This is a genomic window from Alteromonas algae (assembly GCF_049117195.1).
GTDB lineage: Bacteria > Pseudomonadota > Gammaproteobacteria > Enterobacterales > Alteromonadaceae > Alteromonas.
In genome coordinates this window covers 2,189,059-2,214,203 of the sequence record NZ_CP185260.1, presented here as the reverse complement: position 1 = coordinate 2,214,203, position 25,145 = coordinate 2,189,059, and the positions used below count along the sequence as shown (strand labels likewise).

Here is a 25,145-nt window from a genome sequence, read left to right as displayed (position 1 = left end):
TGAATTACACTTTCTGTTGGTTAAAATTAGGCGGCGGATTTTATCAGATAAATGAACGTAATTCACACATTTCAACGCGGACACAGAAATATTGTTTATCAGCTGAAAGCACATAGATTACAAAGGCTTCTTACGTTTCCTCTAGCTTTTACTGTAAGCATTACTTACACGAAAACCTTCTAAGCCATAACAAACTGCGACAATTTCTCGTTATTAAGGCGTTGCGTTTATCAGATGACAACGTATTTACCGTTGTCGATGCCATCTAATGTCCAGTTACCTACGCGATATCGAACTAAACGCAATGTGGGATAACCTACATGTGCCGTCATCCTGCGTACCTGTCGGTTACGTCCTTCGGTTATGGTAATAGACAACCAACTGGTGGGTATAGACTGTCTAAACCGAACCGGAGGATTGCGCTCCCATAGGTCAGGGGCATCCATTCGCGTAACTTTAGCGGGTTTTGTTAGTCCGTCTTTTAACGTTACGCCCTTGCAAAGTTGTTCTATAGAAGCGTTGTCAGGCACGCCCTCAACTTGTACCCAGTAGGTCTTGCTTGTTTTTGCTTTGGGGTGAGCAAGTTTATGCTGCAGCTTACCATCGTCAGTTAACACCAGAAGACCTTCTGAATCTCTGTCTAATCTTCCTGCTGCATAAACATCTGGCACATTAATATAGTCTTTAAGCGTTTCTCTGCCATCAGCGTCGGTGAACTGAGAAAGCACTTGGAAAGGTTTATTAAATAGCACAACACGTGATTTTTTTTGCATAGACAACTTGAACATGATTTGAAAACAACATGGGCGAGTTTATCACAACGATAACTTTACGTCGTTTATTCGCGAATTCCTGTGATCTTATCGGTTAAGACAATGGTATGACTTGTAACTGAACATTTCGACCCTATACTATTGGGCGCTGCAAAAAATTTGCGCGTTGTTTTCTACGCACACTCGTTAAACGGTTGCGCAGTGAATAAAATTATAAATATCTCTGTGCGCACACAGAGTGGGAAAATTCATGTCGTTCCATGCTTTTGGGTTCACCGGTTTTATAGCGTGGGGCGTAGTAACGGACTAAATAAACGGTAAAGCGTTACCGACAACATTGAGGTATATAATGACCAAGTCTAAGATCATCTATACAAAGACTGATGAAGCGCCAATGCTGGCGACATACTCGTTGCTTCCGATAATAGAAAAGTTTGCGGGTGCTGCAGGTATCGAGGTTGAGTTAAGTGACATTTCACTTGCTGCTCGTGTGCTTGCAACGTTCCCGGATTTCTTAACTGAAGAGCAAAAAGTATCAGATGCGTTGGCAGAACTCGGTGCATTAACGCAAGATCCAAACGTTAATATCATTAAGCTTCCGAACATCAGTGCCTCAATTCCCCAGCTTCGCGCGACGATTAAAGAACTTCAAGATAAAGGTTTTAACGTTCCAGCGTTCCCTGATGCGCCATCTACTGACGAAGAGAAAGATATCCGAGAGCGTTACGGAAAAGTATTAGGCAGTGCGGTAAACCCTGTACTGCGCGAAGGTAACTCTGATCGCCGCGCACCGACCGCCGTTAAAAACTACGCACGCAAGCACCCACATTCAATGGGTGAATGGTCTCAAGCATCTCGCTCACACGTAGCGCACATGCGCGGCGGTGACTTCTACTCTGGCGAGAAGTCAGTAACAGTAGAAAAAGACGGTCACGTTAGCATTGAATTTACAGGTAAAGATGGCAGTAAGAAAACGCTGAAGCCTCGTGTAGATTTACTTGCTGGTGAAGTGATCGACGGCATGTTTATGAGTAAAAAGGCGCTTTGCGAGTTCTTCGAGGAGCAAATTGAAGATGCGAAGAACACTGGCGTTCTATTCTCACTACACGTAAAAGCGACCATGATGAAGGTGTCTCACCCCATCGTATTTGGACACTGCGTAAAAGTGTTCTATAAAGAGCTTTTCAATAAATACGGTAAATTGTTCGACGAACTTGGTGTGAACCCTAATAACGGTTTAGGCAGCGTTTATGACAAAATTGCCACGTTACCAGAAAGCCAACGTTCAGAAATTCAAGCTGACATCAACGCGTGCTACGCCAACCGCCCACCGATGGCGATGGTAAACTCAGACAAAGGTATTTCTAACCTTCACGTACCGAGTGACGTCATTGTAGATGCATCTATGCCGGCAATGATCCGTAACTCTGGTCAAATGTGGGGACCAGATGGAAAGGCGCATGACACGAAAGCGGTTATCCCTGAAAGTACTTACGCCACCATTTACCAAGAAGTTATCAACTTCTGTAAGACGCATGGTGCATTCGACCCAACAACAATGGGTACGGTACCTAACGTTGGTCTAATGGCGCAAAAAGCAGAAGAATACGGTTCACACGATAAAACGTTTGAGCTTGAAGCCGATGGTACGGTGCAAATTATCGACCAAGACGGAAACGTGCTTATTGAGCACGAGGTAGAAGAGTGCGATATCTGGCGTATGTGTCAGGTGAAAGATGCACCTATTCAAGACTGGGTTAAGCTTGCCGTTACACGTTCGCGTCAATCTGGTATGCCTGCAGTGTTTTGGTTAGACGATGAGCGTGCGCACGATGCTCAGCTTATTCAAAAAGTAGAGACATACCTAAAAGACCATGACACAGAAGGGTTAGATATTCAGATAATGTCGCCAGTGCGCGCTATCCGATACAGCATGGAACGTGCAATTCGTGGTCTAGACACTATTTCAGTAACTGGTAACGTGCTTCGCGATTACTTAACTGATCTGTTCCCGATATTAGAACTAGGTACCAGTGCAAAAATGCTATCTATCGTTCCACTAATGGCCGGTGGTGGTCTTTATGAAACGGGAGCGGGTGGTTCTGCGCCTAAGCACGTACAACAGTTCGTTGAAGAAGGGCATTTGCGTTGGGATTCATTAGGTGAATTCTTGGCGTTAGCCGTATCGTTAGAAGATGTTGCTATCAAGCATGACAACCCAAAAGCTAAGATTATTGCGACTGCGCTTGATAAAGCAACAGAAGCATTGCTTAACAACGGTAAATCTCCGCTGCGTAAAGCGGGACAATTAGACAACCGAGGCAGTCATGTTCATCTAGCGCTTTATTGGGCAGAAGAAGTGTCTAAGCAAACAGAAGACAAAGCGCTTGCTGAGCAGTTCAAAGCGGTGTACGACACCCTTGTTGCCAATATTGATGCAATTATTGCTGAGATTGACGCTACGCAAAGCCAGCCTCAAGATATTGGTGGTTACTACTACCCAGATGAAGATAAGTTGCGCGCGACGATGGCACCTAGCCAAACGTTAGCATCAATCTTATCTGCATAACGTAAGTCATAACAAAAGCCCGGGCAATGCTCGGGCTTTTTTATGCGTAATGCTCCGTGATATCGGCAAAGCGGATAAATTAAGAAACACAGATAATTACAACATTGTAATGCGAAAAAAATGCACTCGAAATTATGCGATGAAACCATCGCTGGTAATGCGGGATTTTTACAGGTAAGAAAGTTCGGCCAACGTAACGTTGACCAAACCTTTAAAGATTTATTTCTAGCGTTCTGGCTCTTCTTTAAAGCCAATGTTTTCGGCGTGTAGCCCTTTTGGTCCCTGCTGTACCTCGTAAGTTACTTCCTGGCCTGCTTTTAAAGAGCGATACCCTTCCATTTGAATCGTGGAATAATGCGCGAAGATATCTTCTCCGCCTTCCTCTGGAACAATAAATCCAAACCCTTTTGCATTGTTAAACCATTTAACTTTGCCAATCGCCATACTCCGACTTCCTCTTAATCCTTGAACTCACATGTTTATGCCCCCACAATAGATATGAGAGCATCGCGACGTTTTTCTTTATGGATAAAACATCATAATTAAAATGTAGATTTTTTAACCACATTATGTCAAGCGCTAATGAAAATAAATTTTTTATTTAAAGTTTGAAACACATTTGACATTAACACACTATTATTAAGTTATGAGTAAAGACAACGCTATTAGTATTGATAAGGAAAAGCAAAAAGAAGGGCAGCGCCAAAAGCCGCAGCCACCACCTATGTACAAGGTGTTGTTAAACAATGACGATTACACGCCAATGGACTTTGTCATTGAAGTACTTATGAATTTTTTCAATATGGATACCGAAAAAGCCAATCAACTTATGCTAACTGTTCATTACCAAGGTAAAGCGGTATGCGGAATTTTCACCGCAGAGATAGCCGAAACAAAGGTCATGCAAGTTAACCAGTACGCGCGTAAGCATCAGCATCCTTTGATGTGCACGACGGAACAGGCATAAAGTATTTTGTAGAGGGCAAGCGATATGTTAAATAAAGAATTAGAGCAAACGCTGAACAACGCATTTGTATTTGCAAGAGAGCACCGTCATGAATTTATGACAGTAGAGCACCTTTTGTTAGCGTTGCTAGATAACTCTGCTGCCCGTGAGGCATTGAATGCGTGCGGCGCAGATGTTGAGGCGATAAAAAGCGAACTGCTTTCTTTTGTTAAAGACACGACTCCACTTATTTTAGATGAACAACTCAATGAACGTGAGACGCAACCTACATTAGGGTTTCAGCGTGTACTTCAGCGAGCGGTCTTTCATGTGCAATCCTCCGGTAAAGATGAGGTCACTGGCGCGAACGTGCTAGTAGCAATATTTAGTGAGCAAGAATCTCAAGCCGTATTTATTCTCAAAAAAGCAGACGTTACTCGACTGGATGTGGTGAACTTTATAAGCCACGGAGTAAGCAAATCAGAAGACGACGAACCGCTTAATTCAGACTCTGTCGAAGAAGCGGAAGGAGGCGAAGAGGGTGGCTCAGCGTTAAGTAAATATGCCAGTAACCTGAATAGGACTGCCAAAGAGGGCAAGATAGACCCCTTAATCGGTCGTGACGCGGAAGTAGAGCGAACTATACAGATACTATGCCGTCGCCGTAAAAACAACCCTCTGCTTGTTGGAGAGGCCGGTGTGGGCAAAACGGCTATCGCCGAAGGGTTGGCGTATCGTATCGTCAATGATGATGTTCCTGACGTTATTGCCAACAGCACGGTGTACTCCCTCGATTTGGGTGGATTACTGGCTGGCACTAAATACCGAGGTGATTTCGAGAAACGTCTTAAAGCGATACTAAAAGAGCTGGGCAAAGACGAAGATGCTATTTTGTTTATCGACGAAATCCATACGATTATCGGTGCAGGCGCTGCATCAGGTGGCGTGATGGACGCTTCCAACTTACTCAAGCCAAAGCTATCAAGCGGAGAGCTGCGTTGCATAGGGTCTACCACGTATCAAGAATACCAAGGTATTTTTGAGAAGGACCGTGCACTTGCTCGTCGTTTCCAAAAAATTGATGTTACCGAACCTAGTGTAAGCGACACCACGAAAATTCTATTGGGCTTAAAAAGCCGCTATGAAGATCATCACAATGTGCGGTTTACGCAAAAAGCCATTCAGGCCGCGGCTGAACTTTCTGCGAAGTATATCAATGAGCGGTATCTTCCAGACAAAGCCATAGACGTGATGGATGAAGCAGGGGCTAGCCAGCGTCTTCTTCCGCAATCAAAGCGTAAGAAAACAATTAACGTCGGTGATATCGAACAAATTATTTCTAAAATGGCGCGTATTCCAGAGAAGTCTGTGTCTGCGTCTGACAAAGAAGTTCTTAAAAACCTAGACAGAAACCTTAAGATGGTAGTGTTCGGTCAGGACAAAGCGATTGAAACGCTTAACGACGCCATTATGCTATCGCGCTCTGGATTAGGCCAAGAAGAAAAACCCATTGGTAACTTCTTGTTTGCAGGTCCAACGGGTGTGGGTAAAACCGAAGTCACTCAGCAACTCGCAAAAATCATGGGCGTTGAGTTAGTACGTTTCGATATGTCAGAGTACATGGAGCGTCACGCGGTGAGCCGTTTAATCGGTGCTCCTCCAGGTTATGTGGGCTTTGATCAAGGTGGTTTGTTAACCGACGCTGTTATTAAAAACCCATACTCTGTCGTGTTACTCGATGAAATAGAAAAAGCGCACAGCGATATCTATAACATCTTGCTACAAGTTATGGACCACGGCACGTTAACAGACAACAATGGTCGTAAAGTAGATTTTAGAAATGTAGTGTTAGTTATGACTACTAACGCAGGTGTACAAGAAACCGTGCGTAAATCTATTGGGTTTAAACAACAAGATCACAGTTTCGATGCACTCAGTGAAATTAATAAGATATTCACGCCTGAGTTTAGAAACCGATTAGATGGCATCATTTGGTTCAATCATTTAGACGAAGAGATTATCTTACAGGTAGTCGATAAGTTTATTATTGAATTACAAGCGCAACTCGATGCTAAAAGCGTATCGCTTGAGGTTACCCCTGAGGCCAGAGCTTATCTTGCTGAGAAAGGGTACGACAAGGCGATGGGAGCGCGTCCAATGTCTCGCTTGATAAAAGAAGAAGTGAAGAAAGAATTGGCGAATGAACTCTTGTTTGGCGAGTTAACAAAAGGCGGCTCGGTGAAAGTTGAGCTTGGCGACAATAAACTGGCCTTTACGGTAAAAGGGATGGATGCCGTTAAAGAAGAAGCCTAGTTAACGAAAAGTGGGCCTTGTTCTTGTAACAAGGCCGCTGCGTTTCACCATTAAAAAAGCCCGATTAATAATCGGGCTTTTTAGTTGTTGCGTGACCGCTCAATGGCTCATTATCTGGCGCGATAAATGATACGACCTTTTGTTAAGTCGTAAGGAGTCATCTCAACAGTGACCTTATCGCCAGTAAGAATTCGGATGTAGTTCTTGCGCATCTTGCCAGAAATATGGGCTGTCACAACGTGACCGTTTTCAAGTTCTACGCGGAACATAGTGTTAGGCAGGGTATCTAGTACCGTACCTTCCATTTCAATACAATCTTCTTTTGCCATGTAAAGCAGTTACCTCAGTAATTCAAAAATTTTGCCGCGCAGACCTTAACTAATCTTGCCTATAGTGTAAAGCAATTAAGTAGGTTTTTTATCAAAACGTACCCATTGATCGCCAATAAACTGCTCAAATGGACAAAATTGCTGCTTATAAGACATTTTTTGACAGCCATCAACAAAATACCCTAAGTACACAAATGGCTTCCCTAACGCTTCCGCCTTAGCGATTTGCATTAGAATCATCCACGTTCCTAACGAATGCTGGTGGTACTCTGGATGAAAAAATGTATACAGTGCAGAGAGTGCGCCATGATGAGATTGGTTCTCTATATCATCGGTTACGGCTACTGCGATCAATTTGTCTCCATCATAAGCTTCAATGAAAATAGGGGCTTTCCACTGACATAAAATAAAACTATTAAATTGGTCGCGGCTGGGAGGGTACATACTGCCGTCTTGATGCCTCTCAGTGATATAAGCGTCATACAGCGGATAGTACGTTTCTTTTGGTTGTTGCGATATCTCTGTGGTGAAATGTGCATTGCGCTTAATTATTCGCTTTTGGCTTTTCGTTGGCGTAAAGGTTTTTACTGGTATCCTCACCGATTGACAGGCGTGGCATGACTGACAATGAGGACGATAAATCTGCTCACCGCTACGTCTAAAGCCTACTTGAATAAGCTGGCTGTAATGTATTGCCTGTTGTTCGTCAGACTCAGCATACACTAACAGACGCTCGTCCCTACCGGGTAAGTAGTTACAGTCAAATGACTGAGTGATACCAAACTTCATGGTGTAATCACCTGACGCTCCCATTGCGCGATATAGTCGCTATTAAGCTTGCCCGATTCATCCAACGTTTGGTTGTTTTTTTGTAATGTCGAGACAAACTCGTGTCGTGGAATCGCTTTTGCGCCCATTGTTGCTAAGTGATCAGTCGGCAGTTGGCAGTCGATAAATGCCATATCGTGACGTTTCATATGGTTAACTAACGCAAACATGGCTAGTTTGGAGGTATTGGGCTCGCGATGAAACATAGATTCGCCACAATAAACCTTTCCAATGCCAACACCATAAAGGCCACCCACGAGGTTATCTTCATTCCAAACTTCAACAGAGTGGGCTAATCCTAGATTATGGATATTGATATAAGCCGACATCATATCGTCGGTAATCCATGTGTCAGTGCTAGTATCGGTACCATTTTGCTTGGTTCTTGGAATCGTTGAGCATGCCTCGATTACGTCAGAAAACGCATGGTTTAACGTGACTACGTAGCGCTGCTTTTTAACAAGTTTTCGTAAGCTCTTTGACGCATTGAATTCGTCAAGTGTAATAATGGCTCGAGGGGTTGGGCTCCACCATAATAAAGGTTCATCATCACTAAACCACGGGAAAATACCTTGACTATAGGCGCTGAACAAACGGTGCGGGCTTAAGTCGGCACCATATGCCAACAACCCGTTTGGGTCGTCTAATGCGCTAGACACGGGAGGGAAGGGGGAATCGGCCTCTAAGAATGGCAATGTGATCATAATAAAAGGCCCTAAACACGTTTAGGGCCTACCTCGCTGATAAGTTCGTCCTACTCGGACGCAAGGCCGTCTAGGAACTTCTCAGCGTCTAAGGCTGCCATACAACCCGTACCCGCAGAGGTTATTGCTTGACGATAAATATGGTCGCTCACATCACCTGCAGCGAATACGCCTTCAACACTCGTTTGTGTCGCATTGCCGTGAAGCCCACTGTTTACCACGATATAGCCATCCTTCATGGTAAGTTGCCCGTCAAAGATATCCGTGTTCGGCTTGTGACCGATAGCGATGAATAAACCCATTACATCAAGCTCTTCTGTGGCATCGCCATCGGTGTCTTTGATACGTATTTTCGTCACACCCATTTCATCGCCAAGCACTTCATCGAGTGTCTTATTAAGATGAAGCACGACGTTACCGTTTTCGGCTTTGTCACGAAGACGTTGCTCAAGAATTTTTTCGCTTCTGAACGTGTCTCTACGGTGAATAACGTGGACTTCAGATGCGATATTAGACAAGTATAATGCTTCTTCAACCGCAGTGTTACCACCACCTACAACCGCTACTTTCTGATTTCTATAGAAAAAACCGTCACACGTTGCACAGGCAGAGACACCTTTACCCATAAATGCTTGTTCTGACTCCATACCTAAGTATTTCGCAGATGCGCCCGTTGCAATAATCAGTGCATCACAAGTGTAAGAGCCATTGTCACCATAAAGTGTGTAAGGTCGTTTGGTTAAGTCTGTTTTGTTGATATGATCAAAAATGATTTCAGTATCAAATTTTTCAGCATGCTTTTGCATGCGTACCATAAGGTCTGGCCCGGTAAGGCCTTCTGGATCGCCCGGCCAATTTTCAACTTCGGTTGTCGTGGTAAGCTGACCACCTTGCTGTATACCCGTTAATAGAACCGGTTGTAGGTTAGCGCGTGCCGCATATACAGCAGCAGAATAGCCTGCTGGGCCAGAACCGAGTATAAGAAGACGTACGTGTCTGCTTTCTGCCATTTTACTCTCCAACGTATGCCCTGATGTATTAAGGGCCAAAAACTAAGATATTCGGATAGGTGAGGCCGGTTACAGTGTTTTTCAACTGCCAACGCGCCTTGACGTTATATTTAACGACGATAGTGGCTATGATGCCTATTTGAACGCCTGTTGTCACTGACGTTATGCGAGTTTGTCGTCACTTCGAACGATTATTAAACATAATTCATCGACTTTACAAACGGATGGTGATCTTAAGTTATTTGTATACTTGTATTACTGTCTAGTCGTATTACAATTTGGGATTAACGACGCCAGCATCTGTTGGCAACAGCGTAAGTACACAAACGGCTACATTTAACTATCGAGGTGTGTAATGTCTCAGTCTGTAATGTCAATGCTCAAAAGCGGGCAAGACTACATGGCAACATGGCCTGTACGTAAGGAACTATATAGTCTGTTTCCAGAGAATCGCGTCGTGTCTGCTACAAAATTTGCGATAAAAACAATGCCACCAGCCGCAATTTTGGCGTGCGCGTTGTTACTCGAGAATATGGGAGTGGGATATATTCCACAGACTATCGCAATTGGTGCATTTTTCTTGAGTTTGCCCCTTCAAGGCTTATTATGGTTAGGTCATCGTTCTCAACAGTCGTTACCACCTCAGTTGAATTCGTGGTATCAAGATATTCATGCAAAAATGCGCTCACAAGGGTGCCAGATTGCAGCAGCTAAATCTAAACCAACGTACACTGAACTCGCTACGCTACTCAAAACGGCGTTCAATGACCTCGACAACGCCTTTACCCAGCATTGGTTTAAATAACGGTTCTTTTCAGTGTTATCCCGCACGCCCTGCAGCGGTATTCAGTACCGCGTAGTATCTTATTATGTCGTCTAGTCGTTAAATTATGCGTATTGCACTCACAGTGGTAAGCGTACCCGGCCGTTGTGACGCTGCTTACATCAAAACGGTGTGTCGTAGAAGGGTGAAGGTTAAACACGTTTTGCATAACGGCTTGCCACTCTTTGCCATGTGGTTTCACGCGCCCGTATAAGGTCCAAACTAATAGATGACTAATTTCATGAGGGATCACGGTGCGAATAAACGCTTCCGCGTTTTCTTTAAATAACGTGGGGTGCAAATTTATTCTATTTTGCTGCAAAAATGCGGTTCCAGCATTTTTTCCTGAGCGACGAAATGTCAGTGCTGGTCGTACAAACGGTTGAGAGAAAAACTGCTCGGCGGTTAAGTAGTAGCAATGAACAGCATCAGTGATTAATTGATGCTGTTCATTATTTAAATCAGATGTTGCGATGAGAGATGCCGTTAATTACTTAATCAACTTTACACTCAAGGCAAAGTATATACGTGCCTTTAGGGTCGTTTAATTTATTGACTAAACTGAACTCGTTTAGCACGCGTTTAAACTCTGAGATAAGTGCGCCATCAGCTTGTGCAAATTGCCATTTACCTACGAAGGTGAATGCTTGACCAAAAAACTCTTTCCAAAAAATCTCTTGCGCCGTTAACGTGCGTTGTACATAAAAGCTGTCGTAGTTTTCTAGTTCCGCCAGTTCAGCGGCTGCTGTTACCGCATTTTGCAGTGTGCCTAGCTCATCAACCAACCCGAGTTCTAACGCATCGGTTCCAATCCACACGCGTCCTTGAGCGACGTCGTCTACCGCGTCAATTTCCATCCCTCGTGCCGTTGAGACAAGCGTGAGGAAATTTTGATAAGTCGTTTCAACATTGCGCTGCAAGATTTGGCCGAATTCAGGGGCAAGGGGACGTACAGTCGAAAAACCTGCTAGTTCGGTAGAACCTACGCCATCGCTGTTTACGCCAAGGTAATTTAATGAGTTTTCGTAGGTCATGAACATACCGAACACTCCAATAGACCCTGTTATTGTACTTGGGCTTGCGATGATTTTATCGGTATTAGCGGCTATCCAATATCCGCCAGACGCCGCGTACGTGCTCATTGAAGACACCACCGGCTTGCCTGCTTTTTTAAGTTCAAGCACTTCTTGACGAATGACTTCTGACGCTAGCGTACTGCCACCAGGCGAGTCTATCTGAAGCACAACCGCTTTAACATCATCATCCAAACGCGCTTTGCGTAGTAAGCGTGCAGTGCTGTCGCCGCCCACATTCCCGGCTTTCTGGTTGCCATTAAGAATGGTGCCTTTTGCTACGACAATTGCTACTTTGTCCATGTCAGTATCTACTACCGGCATCGGTGGATTTACCACTTTCAGGTACGTGTTAAATTTGGTGATATTTACGCCTAATTGGTTTTTGTCGTCGCCAACCAGAGCAACCAGTTCAGCGCGTACTTCTTCACGCGTTTTAAGGGCATCAACCCAATTGTTTTGCAGAGCATACTGGGCAAAGTCTCCCCCAGCGGCTTCGAATTTTGATAACAGGCCATCAAGTGTTTCATCAAAATTATCAACACTAATACCTCGTGCGGCAGCAACGTCAGCTTTGTATTGTGCCCAGTATCCGTCTAGCCACTGTTTTTCGGCTGCTTTGGCTTCAGGTGACATATCGTTACGAATAAGAGGCTCTACCGCAGACTTGTATGTACCTACACGGAAGATGTGAGTCGTTACCTTTAGTTTGTCTAGCATGTCTTTGAAGTACATGCCGTAGCGACCATAACCTTCGATAAGAAGCGAGCCCATCGGATTTAGATAAATATGATCGGCGTGTGCTGCAAGATAGTATTGGTCTTGAGTAAAGTAGTCACCAATAGCATAAACCGGCTTTTCAGACGTTTTAAATTCATCAATTGCTTTTGCCACTTCGCGCAGTTTATCTAACCCTCCGCCAGTAAGCGCCTGCAAATCTAGCACAAGGGCTTTAATTCGGCGGTCATTCTGCGCATTCTCAATAACTTTAACGACATCGCGCACTAACACTTCTGGATTGTCAGGTTCCGAGCCTAATGCGTCTTGCATAAATTGCTCGAAAGGGTCTACCGCTTCTTTCTCGATAACCAATTTTCCATTGAGCGTTAGCAATAGCGCACTGTCACTATTTACGGTGAGTTGTTCGTCTTCTGAACTTGTTACGGCAACGATTAGCCCAACAAATATGGCAAGAAAAATAACATTAAAGAAAAGCTTTCGGGTGAAGTTGAGTACCGTCCAAAGACCAATAAATAATGATTTAGTCCAATTACCCTTAGCAGCCATAAATATTATTACCTTTAATTTGAATACCCTTAGTATGTTACCGATTTGAAATAATATCGCTAACATAATTGTAAATTTTTGTAAGCCTTGATGTCTTATCTGCTATTGTCTTTTTTATCTAACCAAGACGCAATAACTGAGGCGATACGCTTATGATCTTCAGCGCTTAACTGCATTATTAGATCTGAAGTACGCTTCTTGAACCCAACTTTTTCATGCCCTCGGTTCATTATACGGGTAAATGCAGAGGTTTTTTTAGTTTTAGCGCGGTTAGATTGCGCTTTCGATGAAATATTTTTCACACCTTTACGTTCCTATTTAAAAGACACGATATGAGGGTACTACCAATGATAATAAAGACATACGACAACATGATTAAAAGCATACGTCATGCTGACGGGATAGCGCTACTGTTAATAAGGCTATATTTGGCACCGGTTATGATTCAGGCAGGGTGGAATAAGGCAAGTAACTTTTCAAATATCGTTGAGTGGTTTGGAAACGATGATTATGGATTAGGTCTACCACTTCCTTACGTTCTAGCATTATTGGCAACTGCGGCAGAGTTAATAGGTGGCATTCTTATTCTTTTTGGATTGCTTACACGGCTTGTGAGCATCCCGCTAATGGTGACGATGATAGTGGCCATGATAACGGTACATGCTAAGAACGGATGGTTAGCCATATCTGATGCGTCGTCATGGTTTGCTGACGGCACGCTATTACTTAATGAGCGAATTATGGAATCGCCGGAAAAACTGGCAGCTGCTAAGTCATTGCTTGAAACCCACGGAAATTACGACTGGCTTACCTCAAGTGGTAATTTTGTGGTGCTTAATAATGGTATTGAGTTTGGTGCCACTTATTTTGTCATGCTGCTTGTCCTCTTTTTCTACGGTGGGGGACGGTATGTTAGTGCCGATCACTATTTGACGAAAAATAGATAGTCCGCATTGTAGTCTGGTCTTTTACTGCGATAATACGTACGAATTTGTTATTGGAAACAGTATTGCTGGAGGCTATATGGATGCATTGTCATTGCTATTAAATCGTAGTTCACAACCTCGTTTGTCTAACCCCGCTCCCTCAGGAGACGCGTTGGAAAACATTATGCAAGCGGCGCTTCGCGCTCCTGATCATGCGTGTCTTACGCCGTGGCGTTTTATCGTCTGTGAAGGTAAAGGCTTAGACAAATTGGGGCAACTCTTCGAAAAATCAGCAATTGAGAATGACAAATCTCAGAAAGAAATTGAGCGCGCCGTTCAACTGCCGCATCGAGCGCCAATGATTATCGTAGCCGTTGCTAAATACAAAGAGCACGATAAAGTCCCTCGTGTCGAGCAAATCGCTTCAGCTTCATGTAGTGTCATGGCAATGCAAATGGCTGCGGTAGCACAAGGTTTTAATGGTATGTGGCGAACGGGTAGCTATGCGCAATGCGACACCGTGAAAAACGGGCTAGGACTGGCGTCTGAAGATGAGTTGGTAGGGTTCTTATATATGGGGACGCCCGCTTTCGAACCTGCGCCCAAACCTGAGCGCAATTCGAGTGACTTTTTTGAATTTTGGCGTTAACCGATAGCCACAGTTACCTGGTAACCGGCGTATTTGCGCATGTTGATGACTCTATCGCCATCGAGCATCCAATATTGTCCTTTCACGCCGGTTAATACGCCTTCAAAATCGGGGGTTTTATCAAGGTTAATCGACTTTATTTTTTCGGGGTACGTTACTACTGGGTAGTGTATAGAATGCACTGGTCCATCGACAACACTTACCGACTGTAAGCCTTTTTCTGCTTTGAGTGCCTCTAATTCGTCGTTAATACTAGCAAGTAGTGCGTCTCTCACCTCAATTAAATCAGCATCATCAGGTTTACTTTTGAGCATGGTGCGCCAGTTGGTTTTATCGCCAATGTGTTTTTTACAGAGCGTTTCAACCAATCCGCTGGTTAATCTATCAGGCACGCGAAGCATTACCGTTGCCTGTGTTGCACCTTGGTCCATCCAACGAGAAGATACCTGATCGGTAACGTGGCGCGTAATGCCTACCTTTAATGAGCCTGTATTGGCAATATATACAAAGTGATCGCTAAAACAGAACGCTTCCCCCCATGACGGCTCACGGCATGTTCCTTCATGGTAATGACAGTTTTCAGGTTTAATAATGCAACTGTCACACTGTGCAAGCGAGATTAAGCAGGGATAGCAATAACCTTGATTAAAGCTTTTTTTGGTTTTTCTACTGCAGTGCACGCAATGAATGTCACCCTCAAACGAAACAGATACGTGTTGACCAATAGCAGCATTTACATCTACTAATGCCTCGCCAACGGGAAGTTGATATTCAACCTGATTGTCGTCATTTGCGCGGGTGTGCATTTTTCTAAGCGCACCAGAATATGTTGTTGTCATGATAATCCTATTCGCTCATTTCGCCACGAAGACTGGTCGTTAGGCGTCGTGTAAGTTCGTCGTAAGGTAAATTTTTACTGAGTAAATAATGCAGTTTGGCTAACGCTGCTTCTGGTGTCATATCGCTGCCTGATAACACGCCAACCTCTCTCAAGCCGTGTCCTGTGGCATACCCCCCCATATTGACGCGGCCGCGCATGCATTGTGTGCAGTTGACTACCGGAATTTCCCTTTCCTTAGCATAGGTAAGCTGTTTAATTAACGCGGGGTTTTGTGGCGCATTACCGACACCGTAACTGAGTAGGATAAGCGCATTAACGGGTTGTTGAAGAGTATTTTTGATAACTTCTGGCGATATACCAGGATAGAGGCTCACCATGCCGATAGGCTGTGCACTAACGCTTGATACGCAAAGCGGGGCATCAGTAGGCGTACTCAGCGTACCCGCTTTTACCCGGATGTTAATGCCGGCTTCTAGCAATGGCGGAAAGTTCGGCGAGTCAAACGCGCTAAAGCCATCTGCGTCCACCTTTCGACTGCGGTTTCCACGTAATAGGCGGTTGTTAAAGAATAAGCTAACTTCCGCAATGGGGTAATTAGCGGCTACATAAAGCGCATTTAATAAGTTTACTTGCCCGTCTGAGCGCAGTTCCGCCAATGGGATTTGAGAGCCGGTAACAATGACGGGTTTGGAAAGGTTTTCCAACATAAAGCTAAGTGCAGACGATGTATATGCCATGGTATCCGTACCATGAAGAATGATGAAGCCGTCATAATCATCGTAGTTTTGTTTTACGTCGTCTGCAATGCGTTGCCAATCTGACGGGTCCATATCAGAGGAGTCGATAAGGTTATCGTATTCGTGCAATGTGAAAAGTGGCATTTCAGGCCGATGAAACTCTGGCATAGCACGAAGTGTGTCGCCCAAAAAACCTGCTGCTGGCACATAACCTTGCTGAGAGGGTTTCATGCCGATAGTACCGCCAGTGTAGGCAATGTATATATGCTTTCTCATTCTTTGCTATCCCAACTCAGCTGTTATCCATCTAAAGAGGACGGCATTTTAACAGCACAGTGTGTTATGTCATTAGTAATTCGGTGCTTTTATATTTAATGCAAGAGATGAGTATAAACGCCAGTAAATACAGCAATGAAGATAAAGGCGCGTGAACACGGGGTAGCCAGAGGCTGGGGGAAAGCAATGCGGTGCGTTTGTGTTAACGCACCGCATGCTTGTTACTTTACTTAACTTCTTTACCTGCGGCTTGTTGATCGGCATGATAGCTTGAACGCACCATGGGCCCGCATGCTGCGTGTGTAAAACCAATCTCTTTGGCATAATCACCCAGCGCATCAAACTCTTTAGGATGCACATAGCGTTTAACAGGGTAGTGGTGCTTGCTCGGCTGAAGGTACTGACCAAGCGTTAACATATCAACGTTGTGAGCACGTAAGTCGTCTAACACCCCTTGAATCTCTTCGTTCTCTTCACCCATTCCCATCATCAATCCTGACTTAGTCATAATATCTGGGTGCTGCGCTTTAAACTTCTTCAATAAATCAAGAGACCATTGGTAGTTGGCGCCAGGGCGACATTCGCGATACAAACGCGGTATGGTTTCAAGATTGTGGTTAAACACATCAGGTACGCCATTTTTAAAAATCTCTAGCGCACGGTCCATTCGGCCTCTAAAGTCAGGTACTAACACCTCAATAGTGGTAGAAGGGCTGTGCTCTCGGATAGCATTGATACAGTCAACAAAGTGTTGAGCGCCGCCATCGCGCAAATCATCGCGGTCTACCGATGTAATAACAACATAGCGTAAATTCATTTCGGCAATTGTTTTTGCCAATTTCTCAGGCTCTTCAGCACTTGGAGGTAATGGCTTGCCATGTGCAACATCACAGAATGGGCATCGACGTGTGCAAATATCACCTAAAATCATGAACGTTGCCGTTCCATGATTAAAGCATTCTGCTAAATTTGGGCAGCTTGCTTCTTCACATACAGAATGAAGGTTATTCTTTCTGAGTGTTTTTTTGATGTGATCAATTTTATCAGTCGTACGTGGAAGTTTAATTTTAATCCATTCAGGTTTACGTAACATTTCTTCCTTTTCAGTAGGAATAATGGTTACTGGAATGTGCTTAACTTTCTCGTCGTCGCGAAGTTTAACTCCGGCTTTAGGTCGTGCGTTACTCATCAAAACCTTCTTTATTTCGTGTTTCCGTGATGGAAAGAGCGTCAAGAAGCAGGGCCGTTAATTTGCTCCCGGCTTCGTCAAGAGATTGTGGTCCGTTCAGTTTATTGGTGTCTGTCATTTCCATACCCGCATAACCACACGGGTTGATTCTCTGAAAAGGAGCAAGGTCCATGTTAACATTTAACGCGAGCCCATGAAATGAACACCCATTACGAATTCTTAAACCTAATGAGCATACTTTCTTTTCGTCTACATAAACACCTGGTGCATCGGGTTTCGGATAGGCAGTGATTCCGTACTGCGCTAACAAAGCGACAACCGATTCTTCCATAGCATTCACTAAATGCCGCACCCCAAGTTTGCGCTTACGGATGTTAAGCATAAGATAGATGACCTGTTGGCCCGGGCCGTGATAGGTGACTTGACCACCTCGGTCTACTTTAACAACAGGAATATCGCCGGGCATTAAAATATGTTCTTCTTTGCCCGCTTGGCCTTGCGTAAAAACAGGATTATGCTCGACCAGCCATAATTCGTCAGCCGTTGCGTCATCGCGCGTGTCAGTAAAGCGCTGCATCGCTTGCCAAATTGGCTCGTAATCTTGCAAGCCCAATTGCCTTACTATCAGCGGAGATTGTTGGTCAGTCACTTAAAGTACTACTCGAACAAGTTCAATTTTTGCCAATTCAGTGTAGATCGTTTCCATGTGCTCTTTGCTTGTAACACGCACACTGACTGAAACAGAATGATAATTGCCTTTAGGGCTTGGCTTAATTGATGGCGAGTAGTCTCCAGGAGCGTGCTCCTGAAGGCATGCGACTACCAGGTTAGGTAGGTCTTCATGCGCGACACCCATCACTTTAAAGGTTTGGTGTGTTGGAAAATCTAATAATTCGTCAAAACGGGTATCCATGCGATATCCTCGGTACAGTCGTTAAAAACAAAAACGGCCAGATTGTAACAAACCTGGCCGTATTTGAACTAGCTTTAGTATGCAAATAATTAGTCTTCGTCTAAACCTATCTGCAACATAATGTAGTCTTTAATACGATTAAAGAAGCTTCCTTCGTTGACTTCATGAAGGGTTACCAGTGGGTAACTAGCCACATCTTCGCCTTCTAACTGAAGGTAAAGTGTGCCGACAACTTGTCCTTTAGCAAGAGGCGCCTCTAGCTTTTTATCAAGTTCAAAGTTGGCTTCCAGGTTCGCAGCTTGTCCGCGTGGGATGGTAATGGGGGTAGATTGATTAATTCCAAGGTCTACGGTTTCTCTATCACCCATATAGATGCGGTGAGCAACAAAGCTATCTCCCGCGCTGTAAGGGGTTACTGTTTCGAAAAAGCGGAAGCCATAACGAAGAAGTTTTTTGTTTTCGACTTTACGTGCACGTTCGCTATCTGTGCCCATTACAACCGAGATGAGGCGCATACCACCTTGCTCTGCTGACGTAATCAAGCTGTAACCTGCGTCAGACGTATGGCCCGTTTTGATGCCGTCTACGTTAAGGCTCTTATCCCATAGAAGGCTATTTCGGTTGTATTGCTTAATGCCGTTGAATGTAAATTCTTTCTCGCTGTAAATCTTGTACATTGCAGGAGTCTCTGCAATCAGTGCACGAGACAAGGTCGCCATATCACGTGGCGTTGTGTAATGGTCTGGATCGTGAAGTCCGTGGGCATTTACCCAATGAGAGCCGGTCAAGCCAAGGGCTTGTGAATGGGCATTCATCATACTCGCAAAGGCAGATTGTGAGCCTGCGATGTGTTCGGCCATTGCCACACAGGCATCGTTGCCAGACTGAACCACGATACCGCGCAACAAGTCGCTAACGGATACCTTTGTACCCACTTCAATAAACATCTTTGAAGAATCTGGAAATTTCTTCGCCCATGCATTTTCTGAAATCGTTACCTCATCGGTAAGGCTGATATTGCCAGCTTGCAGCTCTTTTCCGATAACATAAATCGTCATTATCTTTGTCAAGCTAGCAGGCGCTAGCTGCATATCTTCATTCTTCGAAGCAATGATATGTCCGGTTTCATAGTCGGTCAGAAGAAACCCTTCTGCTGCCACTGATGGCGCTGGAGGAGTAACGACTGCCGCATGTGTCGTGAATGCAAATACGCTTAAAAGCGTTAATAAAGCAATGAAGAAAGACGGTTTTGCGCGTTGAATATGTCTATGCATGGTTTAGTTTCTTTGACCGTTTTTTTGATTATTTTAAGCAAATTGTGGCGTCTAACGTTTAACTGCCCAATAAAGGAATAGCACGATAATGACGCATTGAAGCCCCTCAAGGTGTCCTCGAGATACCCTAAAGCCATACAGTGTAACGTAAGGCCTATACTAGGACTAGGTTTTAGCAAAAAAGTTTAGTCATAAGTAGTATAAAGGCGAAGAAACCACAGGATTGCCCGCTGAATGACACAATTCGAACACAAATTATGCGAATGGCTGACGGTATAGACTAAGCGGTATATTAAAGCGCAACCTCAACAGTATACGCATGAGGGTAACCATTTTCTCTCAATTGTATAAGCAGTTCAGATGCCATTGCCACATCGTCAATGGGACCTAGTTGAAGCTTGTAAATATCATTGTTTTTTGGAATGTGAGCAGGGACTTGGTAAAGCGCAGACAGCACATTGGACAGTGATTTTGCCCGTTGGCCGTCAGACAACGCCGCAACCTGAATGTACAAGGCTTTGTCGGCGATAGACACGCTTTCTGGTACAGCATGCGCTGGCTTTTCCAAGGCGAGGGCGGTGGGCTCAACCACATCAATGCCTAAATATTCATCGTAGGTTACTGTTGAACGCTTACCCACCGTTACATTGTTATCTTCATCAAAATGAATAACTTCAATCTTAACCTTAGCGGTGCCATTATTGTGATAACCGAGTTTTACGGCCGCCGCGTAAGACAAATCAATGATGCGATCTTGGTGAAAGGGGCCTCTGTCATTTACTCTTACAACCGCTTGCTTATTGTTGTCAAGATTGGTTACCCGCACATAGGAAGGAAGTGGTAGCGTTTTATGCGCTGCCGACATGGCGAACATATTGTACGTTTCACCATTTGACGTAAGGTGGCCGTGAAATTTCTGTCCATACCAACTCGCGTGCCCAATTTGCTCAAACCCTTTACCCGATAGCATAGGCGTATAGTGCTTACCTAGAACAGTGTAAGGACGGGAATTAAACATGCGGTAGGCTTCGTACTTAGGTACAGCATCGGCGGTGGTGGGTGTCTTGGCAACATAGCGTGGTGCTGAATCCGTTTTCTGTGAATAACGACTAGGCTCACTTGTCGAGCAGGCACTAAGGGCAACAACACTGAATAATGTGAGGAGTAAAACGCGCATCGTTATCTTGAGACCAACCGTTTTTGTGTTGCAATAGACATCAGGATGCCAAATCCCGCCATTAATGTCACCATTGATGTGCCGCCATAACTCACTAAAGGTAATGGTACGCCTACCACAGGCAAGAGGCCGGATACCATACCCATATTAACAAACACGTATACGAAAAATGTGAGGGTAATGCTTCCGCCTAGTAACTTTGCATAGGCATTCTGTGCGCGACTAGAAATAATTAAACCACGTAAAATAATAAAAAGATAAATACAAAGCAGCCCAATCACTCCGATTAAGCCAAACTCTTCGCTGAATACTGAAAAGATAAAGTCGGTATGGCGCTCAGGTAAAAATTCTAACTGAGATTGTGTCCCTTGAAGCCAGCCCTTACCTTCTGCACCTCCCGAGCCAATAGCAATCTTTGACTGTATAATGTGGTAACCAGAGCCCAATGGATCGCTTTCCGGGTTCAAAAAGGTAAGTACCCGCTGTTTTTGATAGTCTTTCATGAGGAAAAACCACATGACAGGAGCAAAAGCCCCTCCTAAACCAGCGACCAAGCCGATAAGGCGCCAACTCATGCCTGCTAGAAATATGGCAAAAATGCCAGAACTTGCAATAAGTAATGATGTGCCTAAGTCAGGTTGTTTTGCGATTAAAATAGTAGGGACAACCACCATTGCAAAACCGAACGCCACCAGTGAAGTTCTGGGGGGCATGGTAAATTTACTTAAATACCATGCGACCATCATGGGAACGGCTAATTTCATTAATTCTGATGGTTGAAAACGAACAAACTTTAAGTCTAACCAGCGCTGAGCACCTTTACCCATGTCGCCAAAGAGTAGAACGGCAACCAACATAAGCAGCCCAATGACATAGGCATACGGTGATAATCTGCGATAAAAGCCAGGTGGAAGTTGCGCTAAAACAACCATCACCAGCACGCTGAGCGCTAAACGGGTAAACTGACGCTGCATTTGTGCAGCATCTTGCCCTGACGCTGAATACAGTGTCACTAAGCCAACACCCATCAGCGCCAACAGGCCTAACAGCAACCACACGTCGATGTGCAGTTTTTGAAAAAAACCGACTTTATTGGGGTGTAGTGCCGTACGTTTCATTGTTCACTTTCACTTATTGGAGTAGGGGGGGCGAATACTCGGTCTCGAAAATAAAAATCCATTATTTTTCTGGCAATCGGTGCGGCATTTGAACTACCTCCACCCGCATTTTCCAATACCACAGTTACCGATATCTCGGCCTCCTCAAACGGGGCATAGCCGACATACATCGCATTGTCTCGAAGACGCTCATCAACATCTTCGGCGACGTACTTCTCGTTCTGTCCAACCGAAAATAATTGCGCCGTTCCTGTTTTACCTGCGGATTGGTATGGGGTATTTTTAAAAGCGTGACGGGCCGTTCCTTCTTCGCCATGCACTACGTCATGCATTGCATTAAGAACAATATCAAGATTGGCCTGATTTTTTATCTCAACGGGACGAAGCGATTTAAGTGGGATAAGGTCTATGGTTTTGTTTGGTTGCATATACCCCCTAATAATTTGCGGAATATAACGTTCGCCTCGATTTATTAGGGTATTGATAGAATGCGTTAACTGAATAGGCGTAGTAGTCCAAAAACTTTGGCCTATGCCTACAGGGATGGTGTCGCCTACGTACCAAGGTTGGTTAAACCGCGCTCTTTTCCAACCTCGGCTAGGCATATTCGCGTCAGACTCTTCATACAAATCGATGCCGGTATAGTCACCGAAACCGAATTCATACATGGCGTCGCTGATTTTATCGATACCTAAGTTATACGCCAAATCGTAATAGTAGATATCACAAGACACTTCAATTGCCTTGGCGACATCTACATCGCCGTGTCCCCACTTTTTCCAGTCGCGCCAGACATGCGATACATTGGGAAGTTTGTAACGCCCGTTGTCTTTAATCGTGAAGTCTTCAGTAATAGTGCCCTCTTCTAAACCGACCAATGCAAGATGGGGCTTTACTGTTGATGCTGGAGGGTATTGCCCCTGTGTCGCACGGTTTATAAGCGGTCTGTCGGGAGATTCAAGCAGAGCCGCATAGTTTTTGGTACTTATGCCATGCACAAATAAATTGGGGTCGTAACCCGGATTTGAATAGAGTGCGAGCACACCACCGGTCTTGGCATGCGTAACGACAATGGCGCCACGTTGCCCATCGAGCAAGCGCTGCGCTTCTTGTTGCAGCGATAAATCTAGATTTAAAACAATGTCTTGACCCGGCACCGGCGGGTCAACATTTAACACCCGAATAATGCGGCCTTGGTTATTCACTTCAACTTGTTGATAACCCACAGAACCGTGTAAAAGCTCTTCGTGGTATTTTTCTATTCCTAGCTTTCCGATATCGTGAGTCGCCGCGTAATTATCCTCTTGCCCTGCTTCAACAAGCTTCTGTAAGTCTCGCTTGTTAATGCGAGCAACGTAACCTAGCACGTGAGTAAGCGTGTCTTTATAGGGATAGTGACGGGCTAACCGCGCGTCTATCTGAACACCGGGGAATCGATGTTTACTTGCAGAAAATAATGCCACATCTTCTTCACTCAACTGTGCACGAAGTACGATGGGTTTAAAGCGACGTTGACCTTTTAGGTTTGCTAAAAAAGTCTCACGCTCATCTTGAGTAATAGTCATCAGCGCGCTGAGCGCATCTAATGTTTCTTCAATGTTGTCTGTTTTTTCGGGCGTTATTTCTAAATTGAATACCGGTCGGTTCTCTGCCAGTAAAACGCCATTTCTGTCGTAAATAAGCCCGCGGTTAGGGGCGACAGGGAGGACTTTAATTCTATTCCCGTTAGAGCGGGTTTGGTAATCGTTAAACTGTGTTATCTGCAATGAGTAGAGGTTGCGCAACACCACACCGAGCATTAGCACCACAATAATAAACGCAATACTCGCTCGTCGAGCAAACAGGTTTGCTTCCGCAGAGTGGTCTCTAATGGCCTGACGCTTCCGATGCATAATAAGGTTACTTACTCTCGATGATAAGGGTGGTTTTGCGTCACGGACCATGCCCTATAAAGGCTTTCGGTTAGAATAATACGCACAAGCGGATGGGGGAGGGTAAGCGCTGACAGTGACCACTTTTGCTCTGAGGCCGCTATGCATGAAGGTGCTAAGCCCTCAGGGCCGCCAATCAGTAAACTGACATCTCTGCCATCCATTTTCCACCGATTAAGCTGCGTTGCTAACGTTGGGGTATCCCAAGGCTTTCCAGTTACCTCAAGGGTAACGATTTTATTACCCTTAGGAATAGCAGCCAACATCTGGTCTCCTTCTTTATCGAGGATCCGTTTTATGTCGGCGTTTTTACCGCGTTTACCAGCAGGGATTTCAGTGATTGCCACCGGTAAATCCGAGGGGAAACGTCGAATAAACTCTTCAACGCCGGTGTTAACCCACCCCGGCATTTTCGTTCCTACTGCGACGATTTGAATACGCATACTGCGCGCCCCTCCATAGCAAAGCTGCTCACTGGTTATCTTAACGAATTAAGACCACAGTTTTTCTAACTGATAAAAATCTCTGGTTTCGTCTTGCATTACATGCAAAACAATATCACCAAAATCAACCAGTACCCACTCACCGGTATCTTTACCTTCGGTGCTGATAGGCGGGTTGCCAGCATTTTTTGCTTCAACCATGACGTTTTCAGCTATTGAAGACACATGACGTTTTGAATTTCCCGAGCAAATGATCATTAAATCGGTAATGGTAGATTTGCCTTGAACGTTTAGTTCAACGATATCTCTGCCTTTCATGTCATCAATTTTGTCTAAAACGAACTGTTTAAGTTGTTGACTCTCCAACGTTTCCTCTCTTAATTAACTTTTATATAAATGATGCGTATTAATGTACGTTGCAACTGATTCTGGTAACCACTTCGCAGCAGTATCTATTGCATTACTGCCAGTAATTAACGCTCTTAGTTGCGTCGATGATATTGGGTGTAATGGCGTGTTAATAAGAAAAACGCGACCAGTAGACGACGTCTGTAGTTCACTAACCTCTTGTGCCTGATTTTCTTTTACCCATTGCGCTATCCCTTTTGGAGGCGTAAAGGTTTCACCGTCTCGGCGCATTACGACAAGATGGCAATAATCTAGTAGGGCATTCCACTCAAACCATTTGTTTAGATTATACAGTGAATCGGCACCAATGAGAAAACAGATTCTCTCATCAATGTTGTTGCGCAGTACTTTTAGTGTATTTATTGTATAAGACGGCGAAGGAAGCGTAAGCTCAATTAACTCTGGATAGAGGCGCTCGTCAAATTCGCATGCCAGCTTGACCATGTTCACTCTATGCGTCTCATCCATGTCAACAGCCTTGTGCGGCGCAATCTTACAAGGCATTAACCCTAACTTATCAATGTTTAGCACGTTTGTCGCATGTAAGGCGGGCTGTAAGTGGCCGAGGTGAGGAGGGTTGAACGTACCGCCGAGTAACGCGCGCATTG

Annotated in this window: 27 protein-coding genes; 6 read left to right on the top strand and 21 right to left on the bottom strand. The window is 44.6% G+C overall.

The window, feature by feature from the left end; all coding sequences use genetic code 11:
• Positions 1 to 230: 230 nt before the first annotated feature.
• Positions 231 to 773: an rRNA large subunit pseudouridine synthase E gene (locus ACOJRU_RS09990; protein ID WP_421131602.1), complete on the bottom strand. Its 543-nt coding sequence runs from the start codon at positions 771 to 773 to the stop codon at positions 231 to 233.
• 349 nt (positions 774 to 1,122) lie between these two features.
• Between ACOJRU_RS09990 and ACOJRU_RS09985 the strand changes: the two genes are divergently transcribed.
• Positions 1,123 to 3,342, top strand: a complete 2,220-nt coding sequence (locus tag ACOJRU_RS09985) for an NADP-dependent isocitrate dehydrogenase (protein ID WP_421131601.1) — start codon at positions 1,123 to 1,125, stop codon at positions 3,340 to 3,342.
• A 225-nt stretch (positions 3,343 to 3,567) separates the two neighbouring features.
• Here ACOJRU_RS09985 and cspD read toward each other — a convergent pair whose 3' ends face one another.
• On the bottom strand, positions 3,568 to 3,786 hold the full coding sequence (gene cspD / locus ACOJRU_RS09980; protein WP_421131600.1) for a cold shock domain-containing protein CspD: 219 nt from the start codon (positions 3,784 to 3,786) through the stop codon (positions 3,568 to 3,570).
• Between the two features lie 202 nt (positions 3,787 to 3,988).
• On the opposite strand from cspD, the gene clpS reads away from it, so the two are divergent.
• Complete coding sequence (gene clpS / locus ACOJRU_RS09975) at positions 3,989 to 4,309, top strand: ATP-dependent Clp protease adapter ClpS (protein ID WP_421131599.1); 321 nt, start codon at positions 3,989 to 3,991, stop codon at positions 4,307 to 4,309.
• Positions 4,310 to 4,333: 24 nt separating this feature from the next.
• Positions 4,334 to 6,601, top strand: coding sequence for an ATP-dependent Clp protease ATP-binding subunit ClpA (gene clpA, locus ACOJRU_RS09970; RefSeq protein WP_421131598.1), 2,268 nt, complete (start codon positions 4,334 to 4,336; stop codon positions 6,599 to 6,601).
• Positions 6,602 to 6,711: 110 nt separating this feature from the next.
• On the opposite strand, the gene infA is transcribed toward clpA, so the two are convergent.
• The 4 genes from infA to trxB all read right to left on the bottom strand — a co-directional run bounded on the left by infA (position 6,712) and on the right by trxB (position 9,472).
• Positions 6,712 to 6,930: a translation initiation factor IF-1 gene (gene infA, locus ACOJRU_RS09965; RefSeq protein WP_008844395.1), complete on the bottom strand. Its 219-nt coding sequence runs from the start codon at positions 6,928 to 6,930 to the stop codon at positions 6,712 to 6,714.
• 75 nt (positions 6,931 to 7,005) lie between these two features.
• Positions 7,006 to 7,719, bottom strand: a complete 714-nt coding sequence (locus ACOJRU_RS09960) for an arginyltransferase (RefSeq protein ID WP_421131597.1) — start codon at positions 7,717 to 7,719, stop codon at positions 7,006 to 7,008.
• A complete protein-coding gene (aat, locus tag ACOJRU_RS09955; RefSeq protein ID WP_421131596.1) occupies positions 7,716 to 8,462 on the bottom strand; it encodes a leucyl/phenylalanyl-tRNA--protein transferase in 747 nt (248 codons plus the stop codon). Before aat ends, ACOJRU_RS09960 begins: the two co-directional genes overlap by 4 nt.
• Positions 8,463 to 8,512: 50 nt before the next feature.
• On the bottom strand, positions 8,513 to 9,472 hold the full coding sequence (gene trxB, locus ACOJRU_RS09950) for a thioredoxin-disulfide reductase (RefSeq protein ID WP_421131595.1): 960 nt from the start codon (positions 9,470 to 9,472) through the stop codon (positions 8,513 to 8,515).
• A 355-nt stretch (positions 9,473 to 9,827) separates the two neighbouring features.
• Here trxB and yfbV point away from each other — a divergent pair, with 355 nt between their 5' ends.
• The gene (yfbV, locus tag ACOJRU_RS09945) at positions 9,828 to 10,277 is read left to right on the top strand and encodes a terminus macrodomain insulation protein YfbV (protein WP_421131594.1); all 450 of its coding nucleotides are present in this window, start codon (positions 9,828 to 9,830) and stop codon (positions 10,275 to 10,277) included.
• On the opposite strand, the gene ACOJRU_RS09940 is transcribed toward yfbV, so the two are convergent.
• The 3 genes from ACOJRU_RS09940 to ACOJRU_RS09930 all read right to left on the bottom strand — a co-directional run bounded on the left by ACOJRU_RS09940 (position 10,270) and on the right by ACOJRU_RS09930 (position 12,957).
• Positions 10,270 to 10,731 (bottom strand): SprT family zinc-dependent metalloprotease, encoded by a 462-nt coding sequence (locus ACOJRU_RS09940; protein ID WP_421134749.1) that lies wholly within the window; start codon positions 10,729 to 10,731, stop codon positions 10,270 to 10,272. The genes yfbV and ACOJRU_RS09940 overlap by 8 nt on opposite strands.
• Positions 10,732 to 10,789: 58 nt before the next feature.
• A complete protein-coding gene (gene sppA, locus ACOJRU_RS09935) occupies positions 10,790 to 12,655 on the bottom strand; it encodes a signal peptide peptidase SppA (RefSeq protein WP_421131593.1) in 1,866 nt (621 codons plus the stop codon).
• A gap of 95 nt (positions 12,656 to 12,750) precedes the next feature.
• Positions 12,751 to 12,957 carry a hypothetical protein gene (locus ACOJRU_RS09930; RefSeq protein WP_421131592.1) on the bottom strand — a complete coding sequence of 69 codons (207 nt, stop codon included), beginning with the start codon at positions 12,955 to 12,957 and terminating at the stop codon, positions 12,751 to 12,753.
• Positions 12,958 to 13,002: 45 nt separating this feature from the next.
• On the opposite strand from ACOJRU_RS09930, the gene ACOJRU_RS09925 reads away from it, so the two are divergent.
• Both ACOJRU_RS09925 and ACOJRU_RS09920 read left to right on the top strand, forming a co-directional pair.
• On the top strand, positions 13,003 to 13,602 hold the full coding sequence (locus ACOJRU_RS09925; protein ID WP_421131591.1) for a DoxX family protein: 600 nt from the start codon (positions 13,003 to 13,005) through the stop codon (positions 13,600 to 13,602).
• A gap of 76 nt (positions 13,603 to 13,678) precedes the next feature.
• Entirely contained in the window at positions 13,679 to 14,230 is a 552-nt protein-coding gene (locus ACOJRU_RS09920; RefSeq protein ID WP_421131590.1) for an NAD(P)H nitroreductase, read from the top strand.
• Here ACOJRU_RS09920 and ACOJRU_RS09915 read toward each other — a convergent pair.
• The 12 genes from ACOJRU_RS09915 to nadD form a co-directional block, all read right to left on the bottom strand.
• Entirely contained in the window at positions 14,227 to 15,069 is an 843-nt protein-coding gene (locus tag ACOJRU_RS09915) for a DUF2797 domain-containing protein (RefSeq protein WP_421131589.1), read from the bottom strand. The genes ACOJRU_RS09920 and ACOJRU_RS09915 overlap by 4 nt on opposite strands.
• A 7-nt stretch (positions 15,070 to 15,076) precedes the next feature.
• On the bottom strand, positions 15,077 to 16,084 hold the full coding sequence (gene ansA, locus ACOJRU_RS09910; protein WP_421131588.1) for an asparaginase: 1,008 nt from the start codon (positions 16,082 to 16,084) through the stop codon (positions 15,077 to 15,079).
• Between the two features lie 226 nt (positions 16,085 to 16,310).
• Positions 16,311 to 17,273 (bottom strand): lipoyl synthase, encoded by a 963-nt coding sequence (lipA, locus tag ACOJRU_RS09905; protein ID WP_421131587.1) that lies wholly within the window; start codon positions 17,271 to 17,273, stop codon positions 16,311 to 16,313.
• Complete coding sequence (gene lipB / locus ACOJRU_RS09900) at positions 17,266 to 17,850, bottom strand: lipoyl(octanoyl) transferase LipB (protein WP_421134748.1); 585 nt, start codon at positions 17,848 to 17,850, stop codon at positions 17,266 to 17,268. The genes lipA and lipB overlap by 8 nt, the downstream gene beginning before the upstream one ends.
• A gap of 72 nt (positions 17,851 to 17,922) precedes the next feature.
• Positions 17,923 to 18,186 carry a DUF493 family protein YbeD gene (ybeD, locus tag ACOJRU_RS09895; RefSeq protein ID WP_421131586.1) on the bottom strand — a complete coding sequence of 88 codons (264 nt, stop codon included), beginning with the start codon at positions 18,184 to 18,186 and terminating at the stop codon, positions 17,923 to 17,925.
• 89 nt (positions 18,187 to 18,275) lie between these two features.
• Positions 18,276 to 19,460 carry a serine hydrolase gene (locus tag ACOJRU_RS09890; RefSeq protein ID WP_421131585.1) on the bottom strand — a complete coding sequence of 395 codons (1,185 nt, stop codon included), beginning with the start codon at positions 19,458 to 19,460 and terminating at the stop codon, positions 18,276 to 18,278.
• 292 nt (positions 19,461 to 19,752) lie between these two features.
• Positions 19,753 to 20,637: a septal ring lytic transglycosylase RlpA family protein gene (locus ACOJRU_RS09885; protein WP_421131584.1), complete on the bottom strand. Its 885-nt coding sequence runs from the start codon at positions 20,635 to 20,637 to the stop codon at positions 19,753 to 19,755.
• 2 nt (positions 20,638 to 20,639) lie between these two features.
• Positions 20,640 to 21,755, bottom strand: a complete 1,116-nt coding sequence (rodA, locus tag ACOJRU_RS09880) for a rod shape-determining protein RodA (protein ID WP_421131583.1) — start codon at positions 21,753 to 21,755, stop codon at positions 20,640 to 20,642.
• Positions 21,752 to 23,647, bottom strand: a complete 1,896-nt coding sequence (gene mrdA / locus ACOJRU_RS09875) for a penicillin-binding protein 2 (protein WP_421131582.1) — start codon at positions 23,645 to 23,647, stop codon at positions 21,752 to 21,754. The genes rodA and mrdA overlap by 4 nt, the downstream gene beginning before the upstream one ends.
• Positions 23,648 to 23,658: 11 nt before the next feature.
• Positions 23,659 to 24,129: a 23S rRNA (pseudouridine(1915)-N(3))-methyltransferase RlmH gene (gene rlmH / locus ACOJRU_RS09870; RefSeq protein ID WP_421131581.1), complete on the bottom strand. Its 471-nt coding sequence runs from the start codon at positions 24,127 to 24,129 to the stop codon at positions 23,659 to 23,661.
• Between the two features lie 48 nt (positions 24,130 to 24,177).
• Complete coding sequence (gene rsfS, locus ACOJRU_RS09865; protein ID WP_421131580.1) at positions 24,178 to 24,495, bottom strand: ribosome silencing factor; 318 nt, start codon at positions 24,493 to 24,495, stop codon at positions 24,178 to 24,180.
• A gap of 15 nt (positions 24,496 to 24,510) precedes the next feature.
• Positions 24,511 to 25,143 carry a nicotinate (nicotinamide) nucleotide adenylyltransferase gene (gene nadD, locus ACOJRU_RS09860; RefSeq protein WP_421131579.1) on the bottom strand — a complete coding sequence of 211 codons (633 nt, stop codon included), beginning with the start codon at positions 25,141 to 25,143 and terminating at the stop codon, positions 24,511 to 24,513.
• Positions 25,144 to 25,145: the final 2 nt, after the last annotated feature.

Excerpts from the sequence above, each read along its gene's own strand:
- ACOJRU_RS09990 (WP_421131602.1), bottom strand. The coding sequence starts at position 773 with ATGCAAAAAAAATCACGTGTTGTGCTATTTAATAAACCTTTCCAAGTG.
- ACOJRU_RS09985 (WP_421131601.1), top strand. The coding sequence starts at position 1,123 with ATGACCAAGTCTAAGATCATCTATACAAAGACTGATGAAGCGCCAATG.
- cspD (WP_421131600.1), bottom strand. The coding sequence starts at position 3,786 with ATGGCGATTGGCAAAGTTAAATGGTTTAACAATGCAAAAGGGTTTGGA.
- clpS (WP_421131599.1), top strand. The coding sequence starts at position 3,989 with ATGAGTAAAGACAACGCTATTAGTATTGATAAGGAAAAGCAAAAAGAA.
- clpA (WP_421131598.1), top strand. The coding sequence starts at position 4,334 with ATGTTAAATAAAGAATTAGAGCAAACGCTGAACAACGCATTTGTATTT.
- infA (WP_008844395.1), bottom strand. The coding sequence starts at position 6,930 with ATGGCAAAAGAAGATTGTATTGAAATGGAAGGTACGGTACTAGATACC.
- ACOJRU_RS09960 (WP_421131597.1), bottom strand. The coding sequence starts at position 7,719 with ATGAAGTTTGGTATCACTCAGTCATTTGACTGTAACTACTTACCCGGT.
- aat (WP_421131596.1), bottom strand. The coding sequence starts at position 8,462 with ATGATCACATTGCCATTCTTAGAGGCCGATTCCCCCTTCCCTCCCGTG.
- trxB (WP_421131595.1), bottom strand. The coding sequence starts at position 9,472 with ATGGCAGAAAGCAGACACGTACGTCTTCTTATACTCGGTTCTGGCCCA.
- yfbV (WP_421131594.1), top strand. The coding sequence starts at position 9,828 with ATGTCTCAGTCTGTAATGTCAATGCTCAAAAGCGGGCAAGACTACATG.
- sppA (WP_421131593.1), bottom strand. The coding sequence starts at position 12,655 with ATGGCTGCTAAGGGTAATTGGACTAAATCATTATTTATTGGTCTTTGG.
- ACOJRU_RS09925 (WP_421131591.1), top strand. The coding sequence starts at position 13,003 with ATGATAATAAAGACATACGACAACATGATTAAAAGCATACGTCATGCT.
- ACOJRU_RS09920 (WP_421131590.1), top strand. The coding sequence starts at position 13,679 with ATGGATGCATTGTCATTGCTATTAAATCGTAGTTCACAACCTCGTTTG.
- ACOJRU_RS09915 (WP_421131589.1), bottom strand. The coding sequence starts at position 15,069 with ATGACAACAACATATTCTGGTGCGCTTAGAAAAATGCACACCCGCGCA.
- ansA (WP_421131588.1), bottom strand. The coding sequence starts at position 16,084 with ATGAGAAAGCATATATACATTGCCTACACTGGCGGTACTATCGGCATG.
- lipA (WP_421131587.1), bottom strand. The coding sequence starts at position 17,273 with ATGAGTAACGCACGACCTAAAGCCGGAGTTAAACTTCGCGACGACGAG.
- lipB (WP_421134748.1), bottom strand. The coding sequence starts at position 17,850 with ATGCAGCGCTTTACTGACACGCGCGATGACGCAACGGCTGACGAATTA.
- ybeD (WP_421131586.1), bottom strand. The coding sequence starts at position 18,186 with ATGGATACCCGTTTTGACGAATTATTAGATTTTCCAACACACCAAACC.
- ACOJRU_RS09890 (WP_421131585.1), bottom strand. The coding sequence starts at position 19,460 with ATGCATAGACATATTCAACGCGCAAAACCGTCTTTCTTCATTGCTTTA.
- ACOJRU_RS09885 (WP_421131584.1), bottom strand. The coding sequence starts at position 20,637 with ATGCGCGTTTTACTCCTCACATTATTCAGTGTTGTTGCCCTTAGTGCC.
- rodA (WP_421131583.1), bottom strand. The coding sequence starts at position 21,755 with ATGAAACGTACGGCACTACACCCCAATAAAGTCGGTTTTTTTCAAAAA.
- mrdA (WP_421131582.1), bottom strand. The coding sequence starts at position 23,647 with ATGCATCGGAAGCGTCAGGCCATTAGAGACCACTCTGCGGAAGCAAAC.
- rlmH (WP_421131581.1), bottom strand. The coding sequence starts at position 24,129 with ATGCGTATTCAAATCGTCGCAGTAGGAACGAAAATGCCGGGGTGGGTT.
- nadD (WP_421131579.1), bottom strand. The coding sequence starts at position 25,143 with ATGCGCGCGTTACTCGGCGGTACGTTCAACCCTCCTCACCTCGGCCAC.